The organism is Caballeronia sp. LZ035 (assembly GCF_031451175.1).
Lineage (GTDB): Bacteria > Pseudomonadota > Gammaproteobacteria > Burkholderiales > Burkholderiaceae > Caballeronia.
In genome coordinates, this window is record NZ_JARUXS010000001.1 from 2,172,170 (window position 1) to 2,185,993 (window position 13,824).

At 64.9% G+C, this 13,824-nt stretch carries 14 protein-coding genes; 7 read left to right on the forward strand and 7 right to left on the reverse strand.

What is annotated here, in order from left to right; genetic code table 11:
- Positions 1 to 184 precede the first annotated feature (184 nt).
- On the reverse strand, positions 185 to 2,782 hold the full coding sequence (gene clpB, locus QCE88_RS10210; RefSeq protein ID WP_309901506.1) for an ATP-dependent chaperone ClpB: 2,598 nt from the start codon (positions 2,780 to 2,782) through the stop codon (positions 185 to 187).
- 143 nt (positions 2,783 to 2,925) lie between these two features.
- Positions 2,926 to 3,432, reverse strand: a complete 507-nt coding sequence (locus tag QCE88_RS10215) for an Rrf2 family transcriptional regulator (protein ID WP_309901508.1) — start codon at positions 3,430 to 3,432, stop codon at positions 2,926 to 2,928.
- A gap of 334 nt (positions 3,433 to 3,766) precedes the next feature.
- On the opposite strand from QCE88_RS10215, the gene QCE88_RS10220 reads away from it, so the two are divergent.
- On the forward strand, positions 3,767 to 4,312 hold the full coding sequence (locus QCE88_RS10220) for a group III truncated hemoglobin (protein WP_309901510.1): 546 nt from the start codon (positions 3,767 to 3,769) through the stop codon (positions 4,310 to 4,312).
- A 13-nt stretch (positions 4,313 to 4,325) separates the two neighbouring features.
- On the opposite strand, the gene moaE is transcribed toward QCE88_RS10220, so the two are convergent.
- From moaE to glp, 3 genes are read right to left on the reverse strand one after another with little or no spacing between them, the layout of a single operon-like run.
- Positions 4,326 to 4,802 carry a molybdopterin synthase catalytic subunit MoaE gene (moaE, locus tag QCE88_RS10225; protein ID WP_309901512.1) on the reverse strand — a complete coding sequence of 159 codons (477 nt, stop codon included), beginning with the start codon at positions 4,800 to 4,802 and terminating at the stop codon, positions 4,326 to 4,328.
- Between the two features lies 1 nt (position 4,803).
- Positions 4,804 to 5,061: a molybdopterin converting factor subunit 1 gene (gene moaD / locus QCE88_RS10230; protein WP_309808528.1), complete on the reverse strand. Its 258-nt coding sequence runs from the start codon at positions 5,059 to 5,061 to the stop codon at positions 4,804 to 4,806.
- 14 nt (positions 5,062 to 5,075) lie between these two features.
- Positions 5,076 to 6,311 (reverse strand): gephyrin-like molybdotransferase Glp, encoded by a 1,236-nt coding sequence (gene glp, locus QCE88_RS10235; RefSeq protein WP_309903504.1) that lies wholly within the window; start codon positions 6,309 to 6,311, stop codon positions 5,076 to 5,078.
- A gap of 287 nt (positions 6,312 to 6,598) precedes the next feature.
- Here glp and QCE88_RS10240 point away from each other — a divergent pair, with 287 nt between their 5' ends.
- The 6 genes from QCE88_RS10240 to QCE88_RS10265 all read left to right on the forward strand — a co-directional run bounded on the left by QCE88_RS10240 (position 6,599) and on the right by QCE88_RS10265 (position 11,862).
- Positions 6,599 to 7,144, forward strand: a complete 546-nt coding sequence (locus tag QCE88_RS10240; protein WP_309808529.1) for an NUDIX hydrolase — start codon at positions 6,599 to 6,601, stop codon at positions 7,142 to 7,144.
- Between the two features lie 56 nt (positions 7,145 to 7,200).
- Positions 7,201 to 7,932 carry a leucyl/phenylalanyl-tRNA--protein transferase gene (gene aat / locus QCE88_RS10245; protein ID WP_309901514.1) on the forward strand — a complete coding sequence of 244 codons (732 nt, stop codon included), beginning with the start codon at positions 7,201 to 7,203 and terminating at the stop codon, positions 7,930 to 7,932.
- A 147-nt stretch (positions 7,933 to 8,079) separates the two neighbouring features.
- On the forward strand, positions 8,080 to 8,907 hold the full coding sequence (locus QCE88_RS10250) for an arginyltransferase (RefSeq protein ID WP_309901516.1): 828 nt from the start codon (positions 8,080 to 8,082) through the stop codon (positions 8,905 to 8,907).
- A gap of 167 nt (positions 8,908 to 9,074) precedes the next feature.
- Positions 9,075 to 10,097: a quinone-dependent dihydroorotate dehydrogenase gene (locus QCE88_RS10255; RefSeq protein WP_309901518.1), complete on the forward strand. Its 1,023-nt coding sequence runs from the start codon at positions 9,075 to 9,077 to the stop codon at positions 10,095 to 10,097.
- A gap of 125 nt (positions 10,098 to 10,222) precedes the next feature.
- The gene (locus QCE88_RS10260; protein WP_309901520.1) at positions 10,223 to 11,023 is read left to right on the forward strand and encodes a cystine ABC transporter substrate-binding protein; all 801 of its coding nucleotides are present in this window, start codon (positions 10,223 to 10,225) and stop codon (positions 11,021 to 11,023) included.
- A 179-nt stretch (positions 11,024 to 11,202) separates the two neighbouring features.
- Entirely contained in the window at positions 11,203 to 11,862 is a 660-nt protein-coding gene (locus tag QCE88_RS10265; RefSeq protein ID WP_309901522.1) for an amino acid ABC transporter permease, read from the forward strand.
- 18 nt (positions 11,863 to 11,880) lie between these two features.
- On the opposite strand, the gene QCE88_RS10270 is transcribed toward QCE88_RS10265, so the two are convergent.
- Positions 11,881 to 12,879, reverse strand: coding sequence for a Gfo/Idh/MocA family oxidoreductase (locus QCE88_RS10270; protein WP_309901524.1), 999 nt, complete (start codon positions 12,877 to 12,879; stop codon positions 11,881 to 11,883).
- A 173-nt stretch (positions 12,880 to 13,052) separates the two neighbouring features.
- Positions 13,053 to 13,814: an FCD domain-containing protein gene (locus QCE88_RS10275; RefSeq protein ID WP_309901526.1), complete on the reverse strand. Its 762-nt coding sequence runs from the start codon at positions 13,812 to 13,814 to the stop codon at positions 13,053 to 13,055.
- Positions 13,815 to 13,824 lie beyond the last annotated feature (10 nt).

Genomic DNA, 13,824 nt, shown 5'->3' on the forward strand with positions numbered 1-13,824 from the left:
GCGGTCAGCCCTTGGCCGTTCGGCCAGCAGGGCCGCGTTCTCCCACTCGACGCGCCCGTATAGCTCAGCGGCGCGCTTGCTATCGACCGCACGGATTTGAAGCGCAAATAAAAAAGGCAACGAATCGCTTCGTTGCCTTTCTTCGATTTGCAGGAACCGTCCCACAAGACGGTTCTGCATGGCGTCAATGAACCACGCGGTCGAACACGAACTTGCCTTCGCGCACGTCCACCGGAATCACATCCTTCGGCCCGAAACGCCCGGAGAGAATCAGCTTGGCGACCGGATTCTCGATCTCCTGCTGGATGGCGCGCTTCAACGGCCGCGCGCCGAACAGCGGGTCGTAGCCCACCTTGCCGATCTGCTCGAGCGCCACATCGGACACTTCCAGCTGCATGTCCAGCTTCGCGAGACGCTCCTGCAAGCGCTGCAACTGAATCTTCGCGATCGATTCGATGTTGCTGCGATCAAGCGCATGGAACACGACGACATCATCGATCCGGTTCAGGAATTCCGGCCGGAAGTGCAGCTTCACTTCTTCCCAGACAGCGTCCTTCACCCTTTCCTGCGGCTCGCCGACCATGCCCTGGATAACCTGTGAACCGAGGTTCGAGGTCATCACGATCACCGTGTTCTTGAAGTCGACGGTGCGGCCCTGGCCATCGGTCATGCGGCCGTCGTCGAGCACCTGGAGCAGCACGTTGAAGACATCCGGATGCGCCTTCTCGATTTCATCGAGCAGGATCACGCTGTACGGCTTGCGACGCACGGCTTCGGTCAGATAACCGCCTTCCTCGTAGCCGACGTATCCAGGCGGCGCGCCAATCAGCCGCGCGACGCTGTGCTTCTCCATGAACTCGCTCATGTCGATGCGGATCAGATGGTCCTCCGAATCGAACAGGAACGCCGCGAGCGCCTTGCACAGTTCGGTCTTGCCGACGCCCGTCGGCCCGAGGAACAGGAACGACCCATACGGCCGGTTCGGATCCGAGAGCCCCGCGCGCGACCGGCGAATGGCGTCCGCCACCGCGCCGATGGCCTCGTCCTGGCCGATCACGCGTTCATGCAGCTTGGCCTCGATCTGCAACAGCTTCTCGCGCTCGCCCTGCATCATGCGCGCGACCGGAATGCCGGTGGAACGCGACACGACTTCCGCGATTTCCTCCGCGCCCACCTGCGTGCGCAACAGACGCGGACGGGTCGGATTGTTCTGCTCCTGCGACTCGGCCTGCGTCACCTGCTTGAGCCGTGCCTCGAGTTCCGGCAGCTTGCCGTACTGCAACTCGGCGACCTTCTCCAGCTTGCCTTCGCGCTGCAGACGGGTGATGTCGGCACGCACCTTCTCGATCTCTTCCTTCAGTTGCGCGCTGCCCTGCACCGCGGCCTTTTCCGCCGTCCAGATTTCCTCGAGATCGGAATACTCGCGGTTGAGCCGCTCGATCTCTTCCTCGATCAGTTGCAGACGCTTCTGCGAGGCTTCGTCCTTCTCCTTCTTTACCGCTTCGCGCTCGATCTTCAGCTGGATGAGACGGCGGTCGAGCTTGTCCATCTCTTCGGGCTTCGAATCAATTTCCATCTTGATGCGGGACGCGGCCTCGTCGATCAGGTCGATGGCCTTGTCTGGCAGGAAGCGGTCCGTGATATAGCGGTGCGACAGTTCCGCCGCCGCGACGATGGCCGGGTCGGTGATTTCCACGCCGTGATGCAGTTCGTACTTCTCTTGCAAGCCACGCAGGATGGCGATGGTCGCCTCGACCGACGGTTCGTCGACGAGCACCTTCTGGAAACGACGCTCCAGCGCCGCGTCCTTCTCGATGTACTTGCGGTATTCGTCCAGCGTGGTGGCGCCGATGCAATGCAGCTCGCCGCGCGACAAGGCCGGCTTCAGCATGTTGCCCGCGTCCATCGCGCCTTCGGCCTTGCCGGCGCCGACCATGGTGTGGATTTCGTCGATGAAGACGATGGTCTGCCCTTCGTCCTTCGCGATGTCGTTGAGCACGGACTTGAGGCGCTCCTCGAACTCGCCGCGATACTTCGCGCCGGCGAGCAGCGCCGCCATGTCGAGCGACAGCACGCGCTTGCCCTTGAGCGTCTCCGGCACTTCGCCGTTGACGATGCGCTGCGCCAGCCCTTCCACGATGGCCGTCTTGCCGACACCCGGCTCGCCGATCAGCACCGGATTGTTCTTGGTGCGGCGCTGGAGGATCTGGATGGAGCGGCGGATTTCGTCGTCGCGGCCGATGACCGGATCCAGCTTGCCTGCACGCGCCCGTTCGGTGAGGTCGACCGTGTACTTCTTGAGCGCCTCGCGCTGGCTCTCGGCGTCCTGGCTGTCGACCTGCGCGCCGCCGCGCACCGCGTTGATCGCGGCCTCCAGCGCCCGGCGCGTCAGGCCGTGCTGTTTCGCGATGCGGCCCGCTTCGCCACGGTCGTCCGCGACGGCGATCAGGAACATCTCGCTCGCGATATACGTGTCGTTGAGTTTCTGCGCTTCCTTGTCGGCGGTGTTGAGCAGGCCGGCCAGGTCGCGGCTGACTTGTACGTTGCCGTCGGTGCCCTGCACCTGCGGAAGACGGCTGATGGCGTCATTGAGCGCGGTTTGCAGCGCCTGCACCTGCACGCCCGCGTGCGACAGCAGCGAACGCGCGGAACCGTCCTGCTGCGCGAGCAAGGCCGACAGCAGGTGGACCGGCTCGATGTACTGGTTGTCGTGCCCGACCGCCAGGCTTTGCGCGTCCGAGAGCGCTTCCTGGAATTTGGTGGTGAGTTTGTCGATTCTCATTGGGTTGAAGCTCCGATTCTGAATACTTCCAAAATGAGGCGCTTCGGGCCGGTTTCAAGCACGAAATCGCTCGCTGGCGGCGTTTTTTTGTTTTTTTACGATCGACGGCAGGCCCGGGTCGCAATGAGAGAAGACCGCGGCGTTCAGGTTTCGTTCAGCGAAGAATCGCGGATCGGGATGAACTGCCCCGCCGGCAACGGCGCCAGATTCGGAATGTTCAGCAGCCGCGCGAGTTCGTTGGCCGGGCTGGCGAGTTCGCCGATCGTGTGTTTGTCCAGTTCGGCGAGGAAGGCATCGCGCGCGGCGGCGAGCACGCCCCGCAGACGGCATTGCGACTCGATCACGCAGCCCTTCTGGCCTTCATCCGCTGCGCCGAAGCAGCCGACGATCGCGAAGTCACTTTCGGTCTTGCGCACGATCTCGCCCACCGTCAGCGCGCCCGAATGCTCGGCCAGCCGCAGCCCGCCGTTGCGGCCCCGTACCGTTTCCACCCAGCCGAGTTCGCCCAGTTGCTGGACGATCTTCATCAGGTGGTTTTTCGAGACACCGTAGGCGTCGGAGATTTCCTGGATCGTCGAGAGACCTGCGGGACGAACGGACAGATACAGCAGGACTCGCAATGCATAATCGGTGTAATCGGTCAGTCGCATGGTCGCGAAGGGTGGCGCCTGGGGCGCATCGGTTATTCAGGGCCGCGCCTGGCCGGAAGTCCGCACGAGGACAAGGGACGATGCCTTGCCGCATGGTTTCGGGGCTTAACATCGGCGCGCGGCGCCCAGACACACGTGGCGAGCCTGACGAGAGTGACCGTAAAAGCACGCCAAACCGACGATCCGGCATGCAATTCGGACACTTCGGGCCGCACGAAGCCGTCTGAGAACGAAAGTGCCATTCTGCTTCATCTTGAAATAGTTCGTCAGAAAATTCTATTTTGCGATCCAATGACCGCACCGTCGCACGATGGAACCGCTGCCCACACCACCCATGACCGACTCCCCGACTCCCGCCCAGGCCGCCCCGCGTGAACGCGAGCCCAGCGCAGACAACGTGCGCGCGCTCGTGGAGGCGTTTTATCGCCGCGTCGACGACGATCCGCTGCTCGGCCCGATCTTCTCGCACGCGCTCGAAGGCCGCTGGGACGAGCATCTCGACAAGATGACGAGTTTCTGGTCGAGCCTCGTGCTGGGCACGAAGGACTATCGCGGGAATGTGCAGGAGGCGCACCGGCCGCTCGACGGGATCGAGCCGCGTCACTTTGCGCGCTGGCTGTCGCTATTTCTGAATACGGTCGAGGCGCGCTACGAACCCGGCGCCGCCGTGCAGTTCATGGAACCGGCGCTGCGCATTGCGCAGAGTCTGCAGTTGAGCAAGTTCGGCTGGGACTATCAGGTTCCGGCCGAGCAGCAGGATCTGCTCGCGGCACTCAAGCGGCGACGCAGCGGCGACCAGCCCGAACCGCGCTTCCCCGAGCGCCCCGGCGCCGAGGCGTTTCCGGCCCGCTTCGGCGGCAAGCCCGTGGACCCGTCCTGACGCCGCGCTCCGCTCAAGTCTGCCAACGGGTGAGCGCGCGGTCGTCGGACTCGCGCGCATCGACCCAGCGCTCGCCCGCCTCGGTCTTTTCTTTCTTCCAGAACGGCGCCTGGGTCTTCAGATAATCCATCACGAACGCGCACGATTCGAACGCGTCCGCCCGATGCATCGCGGTGGTCGCGACCAACACGATCTGATCGAGCGGCTTCAGCTTCCCCACGCGATGCACGATCAGCACGTCCGAACCCCGCCAGCGCTCACGCGCCTGAGCTGCGATGGCTTCCAGCGCTTTCTCCGTCATGCCGGGATAGTGTTCGAGCTCCATGGTTTCGACCGCACTGCCTTCGTTCAGGTCGCGCACCGTGCCGACGAAGCAGGCGACCGCGCCCACCTTGGGATTGTCGGCACGCAGGGCGGCGACTTCGGCGCTGATGTCGAAATCGGCTTCCTGCACGCGGATTCGCGCGGTTGTCGGCGCGGTTGTCGTCATGTCAGCCGCCCGTGACCGGAGGAAAGAACGCGACCTCGCAGCCTTCGGTAATGCGCTGCGACGGATCGGTCATCACGTGATTGCATGCCATGCGCAAGGCGCGGCCCTCGGCCAGCGTGTCCGCCCACGCGCCGCCGCGCAGGCGCAGCCAGGTGCGCACGTCGCCGACATTGACCACCGACTCCGGCACCGTCACGGTCTCGTTCGCGACGCCCAGCGCCTCGCGCACACTCGCAAAAAATCTCAGTTCGACTTTCATGTCCAGCCTGATCCTTACCGCATGAGTTCTGAAAACGGGATGAAGCGTACGCTCTCGCCGGCGCGGATGGCGTGGTCCGGCGGGTTGTCGATGAGGCCGTCGCCCCAGACCGTCGAGGTCAGCACAGCCGAGCTCTGATTGGGAAACAGATCGAGCCCGCCGGCCTCGTTCACGCGCGCGCGCAGAAATTCGTTGCGGCGGTCGCCCTTCTTCTGGCTGAAGTCGGCGCGCATCGAATAGACGCGCGGCGCGACTTCGGTCACGCCCGCGAGCCGCAGCAGAAACGGACGCACGAACAGCAGGAAGGTGCAGAAACTCGACACCGGATTGCCCGGCAAACCGATGAAGAACGCTTCGCCGCCGCGCGCTGCCGCCGCGCCTTCGCGCCGCACCGCACCGAAGGCGAGCGGCTTGCCCGGCTTCATGGCGATCTGCCACATCGAGATATGTCCTTCGGCCTCGACCGCGGGCTTCACATGATCCTCCTCGCCGACCGACACGCCGCCGCACGTCAGGATGAGATCGTGAGCGGCGGCCGCATGCCGCAGCGTCTCGCGCGTCGCATCGAGCCGGTCCGCGACGATGCCGAAATCGGTCACCTCGCAGCCCAGCCGGCCGAGCAGCGCGCGCAGCGTGAAGCGATTCGAGTTGTAGATCGCGCCGGGTTCGAGCGGCTCGCCGGGCATGCGCAGTTCGTCGCCGGTGAAGAAGATCGCGACGCGCACCGGCCGCACCACGTCCAGTTGCGCGCAGCCCACCGACGCGGCCAGACCGAGCGCCTGCGGCGTCAGGCGCGTGCCTGCCCGCAGGATGACCGAACCGCGCTCGATATCGGCGCCCTGCCGCGTGATCCATTCACCGGCCGTCGGCGCCTGCGTGAAGGTGGCCCCGGTTGATGTCGCCTGCACCATCTCCTGCATCACGATGGCGTCCGCGCCAGGCGGCACCGTCGCGCCGGTGAAGATGCGCGCCGCCGTGCCCACCGCGAGCGGCTCGGCGGCCTGGCCCGCCGGAATGCGCTGCGACACGTCGAGCGTCACGGGCGCGCCATCGGCCGCCTGGGCGAGATCCGCGGCGCGGACCGCGTAGCCGTCCATCGAACTGGTGTGCATCGGCGGGACGTCGAGCGGCGAGATCACATCGGCCGCGAGCACGCGATGGGCCGCGTCGAGCGTATCGATGCGTTCATGGCCGTCCACCTGGCGCGCTGCGTCGAGCAATCGGCCGAGTGCGTCGGCGGTGGCGAGCATTGGAGGTCGGGACGAAGCGGCAGGCAGGGATGACATGGAGATCGCTCCGGGCGCGCGACGCCCGCGTGATGGTCGGGCGGCCTGCGCCCGCATGAATGAATGGAAACCTGATCGGGGACACTGATTCTGGTCAACTATTGTAACGACAAGCCTGACCACCGGGCAGCCGTGAGCGCTTCTGTCCCATGCCTGCCGGGCCGATACCGCATGCGCAAGCCGCCGCGACCGACGCCTTGAACGCCCCGGTGCGGTGATACACTCGCACCACACTTTCCACCGCCATTTCCATGAAATTCTGCTCCGTCTGCGGCCACGAAGTCGGCCTCGCCATTCCGCCCGGCGACAACCGCGAGCGTTACGTCTGCGAGCACTGCGGCACGATTCACTATCAGAATCCGCGCAACGTCGTGGGCACGGTGCCGGTGTGGGACGACAAGGTGCTGCTGTGCCGCCGTGCGATCGAACCGCGTTACGGCTACTGGACGCTGCCGGCCGGCTTCATGGAGATGGAAGAGACGACGAGTGAAGGCGCGTCGCGCGAAACGCTGGAGGAAGCGGGTGCGCGCGTCGAGATCCAGAGCCTGTTCTCGCTGCTCAACGTGCCGCACGTACATCAGGTGCATCTGTTCTATCTCGCGCGCCTGCTCGACCTGGACCTGGACCCCGGCGAGGAAAGCCTGGAAGTGAAACTGTTCGCGGAGAGCGAGATTCCCTGGGACGAGATCGCCTTTCCGACCGTCGGCCAGACGCTGCGTTTCTTCTTCGCTGACCGCGCCGCGGGCAATTTCACGCTGCATACCGGCGACATCTTCCGCACGCTGCGCGACGGCTGATTCCCGTTTCGTCGTCGTAGCAACCTCGCTTCCTCCCGCCGCTTCCTTTCGAGAACATGGTTCCCTGGCTCGTTGACGACGATCCCTTTCCGCCGGTCGAACGTGCGCTCGGCGCGTCGAGCGGCGCGCCGGGGCTGCTTGCCGCGAGCGCGGACCTGCTGCCGTCGCGGCTCGTCGACGCCTATGGACGCGGCATCTTCCCGTGGTATTCGGATGGCCAGCCGGTGCTGTGGTGGAGTCCCGATCCGCGCATGGTGCTGTATCCCGCGGAGTTCAAGGTGTCGGACTCGCTGCGCAAGACGCTCAAGCGCGTGCTGCGCGATCCGCTCTGGGAAGTGCGCGTGGACCACGATTTCGCCGCGGTGATGCGCGCCTGCGCCGACACCCCTCGCGACGGCCAGCGCGGCACCTGGATCACCGCCGATATCGTGGACGCCTACACGACATTGCACCGCGCGGGCAATGCGCACAGCATCGAAACCTGGCATGACGGCGTGCGCGTGGGCGGGCTTTACGGGGTGTCGTTCGGGCGCATGTTCTTCGGCGAATCGATGTTTGCGCACCGTACCGATGCATCGAAAATCGCGCTTGCGGCACTCGTCGGACACTTGCGCCGCCACCAGATTGTGATGATAGACTGCCAGCAGAACACGTCTCATCTGGCGTCGCTGGGGGGCCGTGAGATTGCCCGCCGTGCGTTCGTCACGCATCTGAGGCGCGCGGCGGCGGAACCGGCCATCGGCTGGCGCTTCGACAAATCCGTCTTGCTCGACGTGCTGGCACGCTGAATGCCTCCAGTGTGATGATCCGGTCATGCGCCGGGTTTCTCGTTGAGAATTCATCGAAACGCAATCCCGAAACGCCGTCACCGCTCGCGCACTCGCTGCGCGCAACGGCTGACCAAAGACGAGACGACGCCTGCGAGAGCCGCTAACGTGACACATCCGAACGAGCTGCCGCTGTCACCGCTTTCCGCGCTGCAATTTTATGCAACAGCGCCTTACCCGTGCAGTTACCTGGACGGGCGCGTCGCACGTTCGCAAGTCGCCACGCCCAGCCATCTCATCAACTCGGATGTCTACACCGAACTCGTCAAGGCCGGCTTCCGGCGCTCCGGCGTGTTCACCTATCGCCCCTATTGCGATGGCTGCCGCGCCTGCGTGCCGGTGCGCGTGCCGGTCGCGCGCTTCGTGCCGAACCGCGCGCAAAAACGCGTGTGGAAGCTGCACGGCAACCTGATCGCGAGCGTCGCGCCGCTGCATTACGACGAGGAACATTACGCGCTCTACATGCGCTATCAATCGGCGCGGCATGCGGGCGGCGGCATGGACCGCGACAGCCGCGACCAGTACGAGCAGTTCCTGCTGCAAAGCCGGATCAACTCACGCCTCGTTGAATTTCGCGAGCCCGCGCATCCGGGTCACCCCGACGAACCCGGCGAGCTGCGCATGATCAGCATGATCGACATCCTGGGCGACGGGCTCTCCTCCGTGTACACGTTCTTCGAGCCGGACCAGCCGAAGACCAGCTACGGCACCTTCAACATCCTGTGGCAGATCGAGCAGGCGCGCAGCCTCGACCTGCCGCACGTCTATCTCGGCTACTGGATCCGCGAAAGCGAGAAGATGGCCTACAAGGCCAATTTCCGTCCGCTCGAAGGCTTGATCGACGGCGCCTGGAGCCTGCTTGACCCGCTCAACACGCAGTCTGCCGGCACCTTGCCGATGCCCGGACGCATCCACGTTCCGGGACAGCCGCGGTAGCCATGGCGGCAACCGGTCCAGACAGGCGTGGCGAAGTCGCTGAGACAAACCATTGAAGAAAAAGTCGCTGAGCCACGCCGCAGAAACAGGCGGCTGAAATGAACGCCGGAATAAGCCGCTAAAATAGCGGCCTCAAACAATAATTCGCCCTCGCCGGCGTTCCTTTCGTGTTCAGTTCCCTTTATCCGCTCGCGCGTTCGCATCTTTTCAAGATGGACGCGGAAGACGCACATCACCTGACGCTGCGCATGCTGGGCGCGGCCGGCCGCACCGGCCTCGCCAGCGTACTCGCCACCCGTGGCGCCGATTCGCCCCGCACCGTCATGGGCATCACGTTCCGCAATCCGGTCGGCCTCGCGGCCGGCCTCGACAAGGACGGCGCCTGCATCGACGGCCTCGCCGCGCTGGGCTTCGGCTTTATCGAAGTGGGCACCGTGACGCCGCGCGCGCAGCCCGGCAATCCGCGTCCACGCATCTTCCGCCTGCCGGAAGCCGGCGCGCTCATCAACCGGATGGGCTTCAACAACGGCGGCGTCGACCAGTTCGTCGCCAACGTGCAGGCCGCGCGCTATCGCGGCGTGCTGGGCCTCAACATCGGCAAGAACGCCGATACGCCCATCGAGCGCGCCGCCGACGACTATCTCTATTGCCTCGAACGCGTGTATCCGTTCGCGAGCTACGTGACCATCAACATTTCCTCGCCGAACACGAAGAACCTGCGCCAGCTGCAAGCCGCGGGCGAACTCGATGCCCTGCTCGGCGCGCTCAAGGACAAGCAGCAGCGCCTGTCCGACATGCACGGCAAGCTCGTGCCGCTCGCGCTGAAGATCGCGCCCGATCTCGACGACGAGCAGATCCAGTCGATCGCGGGCACGTTGCTGGCTCACAAGATCGACGGCGTGATCGCCACCAACACCACGCTGTCGCGCACCGCCGTCACCGGCATGCCCAATGGCGAAGAAGCCGGCGGCCTGTCCGGGCGGCCGGTGTTCGATGCGTCCAACGAAGTGATCCGCAAGCTGCGCGCGGAAGTCGGCACGGACGTGCCGATCATCGGCGTCGGCGGGATTTTCTCGGGCGCCGATGCGCGCGCGAAACTCGCGGCCGGCGCGTCGCTCGTGCAGGTCTATACCGGGCTCATCTATCGCGGCCCGGCGCTCGTCAAGGAATGCGTCGAAGCCCTCGCCTGAGGAATATAGAAATGAACAAACGATCTGACACGGCGATTGCATTTTCACTATGATCGCCGCACTTGTCGTTGCATGAAGGGAGGGGCTCGACGCCCTCGCCCCGGCCACCAGAGGAGAACAACACAATGAAACTGTCCACGCTCAAGAAACTCGTTGCCGCCAGCCTGATCGGTGCGGCGTTCACCGCCGTCACCAGCGCCGCGCACGCGGACGACCTGCTCGATCAGGTCAAGCAGCGCGGCACGCTGCGCATCGGCCTGGAAGGCACCTTCCCGCCGTTCAACTCGAAAGCGACCAACGGCGAACTGGTCGGCTTCGACGTCGATATCGCGAAGGCGGTCGCCGCCAAACTTGGCGTCAAGCCGGAATTCGTCACGACCGAATGGAGCGGCATCATCGCCGGGCTGCAGGCGGGCAAGTTCGACGTGATCGTGAACCAGGTCGGCATCACCGATGCGCGCAAGCAGACGCTCGATTTCTCGCCGGCCTACACGTATTCCAACGCGCAGCTGATCCAGCGCAACGACGACAAGCGCGAGTTCAAGTCGCTCGATGAACTGAAGGGCAAGAAGGTCGGCGTCGGTCTCGGCACGAACTACATGGACATGGCGAAGTCGGTGCCGGGCATTGACGTGAAGACGTATCCGGGCGCGCCCGAGTATCTGCGCGACCTCGCCGCCGGCCGTCTGGACGCCGCGCTGAACGACCGCCTGATGCTCGCCTACCTGCTGAAGAACTCGCAGTTGCCGCTGCGCACCGGCGCGAATGTCGGTCCGGGCAATCCGTCGGGCATTCCGTTCAAGAAGGGCAACCCGAAGTTCGCCAAGGCGATCGACGACGCCATGACCCAGCTCGAAGCCGACGGCACCTTCACGAAGATCTCGGACAAGTGGTTCGGCATCGACGTGACGAAGCCGGCGAAGTAAGCCGCGCGAGCCGCGTTTCCAGAAGCTTCGTAAGGGCGGCATCGGCGACGGTGCCGCCCTTGCCTTTTGCCGCGACGGTTTAAGATGAGCGCTTCGTGCGCGCCGCCAAGCCTGGTTGCGCTCGAATGCCTGGCCAGTCGCCCCTGAGTTGCACCGAATCCCTCAACGCATTCCCGTTCATGTCCACGACTTCCCTGCTCGTCCAATCGGCGCCCGCGCTGGCGCAAGGCGCGGTACTGACGATCAAGTTCGCGCTCTATTCGATGTTCTTCGGCCTCATCGCGGCCATCGTGCTGGCGTTGATGGGCATCAGCACGAACCGCACGCTGGTCGCGCTCGGGCGATGCTACGTGAGCGTCATGCGCGGCACGCCGCTGCTCGTGCAGATCTTCGTGATCTACTACGGCCTGCCGAGCCTCGGCATCTCGCTCGAACCGACGCCCGCGGGCGTGATCGCGCTGTCGGCGAACGTCGCCGCTTATTTGTCGGAAAGCATGCGCGGCGCGATTCTCGGCATCAACAGCGGCCAGTGGCTGGCTGCCTACAGCCTCGGCTTGTCGCGCACGCAGACGCTGCGGTATGTGATCGGGCCGCAGGCGCTGCGCATCGCGGTGCCGAGCCTGTCGAACAGTCTCATCAGCCTCATCAAGGACACGTCGCTGGTCTCGGTCATCACGGTGACCGAACTCCTGCGCAGCGCCCAGGAAGTGATCGCGGCGACCTATCAGCCGCTGCCGCTTTACCTCGCGGCGGCCTTCGTCTACTGGGTGCTGTGCAGCGTGCTCGAATTCGTGCAGCGACGCTTCGAGCGGCGTCTCGCGCTGCCCGGGCGCCATTGAACGCGCACGCCGCCAGACCTAGTCGGTTTCGAAAGGAAAGCGCAGGTTCAGGTCGCGTCGCGCGGCGTCGATGATGGCAATCATGCGCATCGACGTCGCGTGCGACATGATTGGGCTTTCGATTTTGCCCACACGCAGCAGCTCGCAGAAATGGGCGGTTTCGTAATTGAGACCGCCGCCGCTGAAGGGTTCGTCCAGTTCGACCTTGCGGCCATCCGTATAGGCGATGGTCGCGCGCACCGGATTCCACCAGTTCTCGTGGATCGTCACGGTGCCGCGCGTGCCGGCGATCAGCGCATCGCCGCGACCTTGCAGATCCAGGCCGCAGAACAGCTGCGCGATACCACGCTCGTGGCGTACGTTCAGGCTCGCGAAAACATCGACACCCGTGTCCCCCAGCCGGCCGATGGTCTGCACATCGAGCGCCTCGCCGAGCCAGTCGACAGCGAGAAACGCCTCATAGACGCCGATATCGAGCAGCGCACCACCGCCTGCCTCCAGCGAGAACGACGGATGATCCAACGGCACGTTCGCGATCGAGCAACCCGCGCGCACCAGTCCGATCTCGCCGATGCCGTCGGCCTGCAAGTGCGCACGCAGGCGCTGGTAGAGCGGATAGAACGGCGGCTTCATCGCTTCCATGAACAGCACTTTCGCCGCGCGCGCCGCGTCGATCATCTGCTGCAGCACACGTGCATTCACGGCGGCGGGCTTCTCGCACAGCACCGGCTTGCCGGCTGCGAAAGCGCGCAACGCGTAGTGCGGATGGCTGTCCTGCAGCGTCGCGATGTAGAGCGCGTCGATGTTGTCGAGCAGCGCGTCGAAGCTGGCGCAGGCCTGCGCGCCAAAACGGCTGGCAAGCGCGTGCGCCGGCTCCTCGCGGCGCGACCAGACGCCCGCGAGGCGTGCGCCCGGCACGTGCGCGAGACTGTCGGCGAAGCGCTGCGCGATGCGCCCCGCGCCGACGATGCCCCAGCGCACTTCGCTCGCGCCGCTGTCGATATTGATCTCCGGCAAAACTCCCTCCTTGTGCAATGTTTGTCGTGCGATGCATTGTGCCTGATTGCATGACATGACGATTTCACGAACAGTGCAGACGACAAAAAGCCGGGACATGTCCCGGCTTTCTGCTTAATCAGCATGACGCAACCGCGCTGCTCAGGCTCTCAGGCCATCACGCTTTCACGCCTTCACGCCGCGCCAGCCGACGCATTCACATTCGGCGTGGCAGGCGCGGGCTGGCTGTTGACGCGCTCCAGCGAGAACGCGCGGCCCACTTCCTCGGCCGCCAGGTCTACCAGCGCGCGCGTCGCGGCCTCGGCGGCGCCCGGGTCTTTCGACTCGATCGCCTCGACCACGCTGCGCTGCGCGGCCAGCGTCGCTTCGCGCACGGACTCGATGCCGTCGACAATCGGGTTCACCGTCACGAGCGCGCCGCGCACGATGGCCGTCATCTGGCGGAAGAACTGGTTGCCGCTGGCGGCCACGATACGCGTGTGCAGCACCTCGTCGGCCGCCTGATATTCCGGCTCGCCGACCTGCAGGCGTGACAGCGCGTCGAAGGCGTCGCGGATGCCCGCGATCTCGTCGGGCGTCGCGCGCGCCGCCGCCAGGGCCGCCGCGCGAGGCTCGATCAACATCCGGAATTCGATTACATCGCGCAGAAAGGTTTGATCCGGCTTGGCGCGAAAGCGCCAGCTGACCACGTCCTCGTCGATCAGGCGCCAGTCGCTCATCGGACGGATGCGCGTGCCCGTCTTGGGCCGCACATCCAGCATATGCCGCGCCAGCAGCATCGAGAGCGCCTCTCGCATGACGGTGCGGCTGACGTCGAACTCTTTCGAGAGAATGTCTTGCGGCGGCAATATCGCGCCGTATTTCTGCTCGACGATCCCGGAGACGAGTCCGTCCATCACCTTTGCCACCAGCGATCGCTCTTTGTTTTCATCCATCTCGCTTCTC

Excerpts from the sequence above, each read along its gene's own strand:
- moaD (WP_309808528.1), bottom strand. The coding sequence starts at position 5,061 with ATGAAAGTCGAACTGAGATTTTTTGCGAGTGTGCGCGAGGCGCTGGGC.
- QCE88_RS10275 (WP_309901526.1), bottom strand. The coding sequence starts at position 13,814 with ATGGATGAAAACAAAGAGCGATCGCTGGTGGCAAAGGTGATGGACGGA.
- QCE88_RS10220 (WP_309901510.1), top strand. The coding sequence starts at position 3,767 with ATGACCGACTCCCCGACTCCCGCCCAGGCCGCCCCGCGTGAACGCGAG.
- QCE88_RS10240 (WP_309808529.1), top strand. The coding sequence starts at position 6,599 with ATGAAATTCTGCTCCGTCTGCGGCCACGAAGTCGGCCTCGCCATTCCG.
- aat (WP_309901514.1), top strand. The coding sequence starts at position 7,201 with ATGGTTCCCTGGCTCGTTGACGACGATCCCTTTCCGCCGGTCGAACGT.
- glp (WP_309903504.1), bottom strand. The coding sequence starts at position 6,311 with ATGCTCGCCACCGCCGACGCACTCGGCCGATTGCTCGACGCAGCGCGC.
- clpB (WP_309901506.1), bottom strand. The coding sequence starts at position 2,782 with ATGAGAATCGACAAACTCACCACCAAATTCCAGGAAGCGCTCTCGGAC.
- QCE88_RS10265 (WP_309901522.1), top strand. The coding sequence starts at position 11,203 with ATGTCCACGACTTCCCTGCTCGTCCAATCGGCGCCCGCGCTGGCGCAA.
- QCE88_RS10260 (WP_309901520.1), top strand. The coding sequence starts at position 10,223 with ATGAAACTGTCCACGCTCAAGAAACTCGTTGCCGCCAGCCTGATCGGT.
- QCE88_RS10215 (WP_309901508.1), bottom strand. The coding sequence starts at position 3,432 with ATGCGACTGACCGATTACACCGATTATGCATTGCGAGTCCTGCTGTAT.
- moaE (WP_309901512.1), bottom strand. The coding sequence starts at position 4,802 with ATGACGACAACCGCGCCGACAACCGCGCGAATCCGCGTGCAGGAAGCC.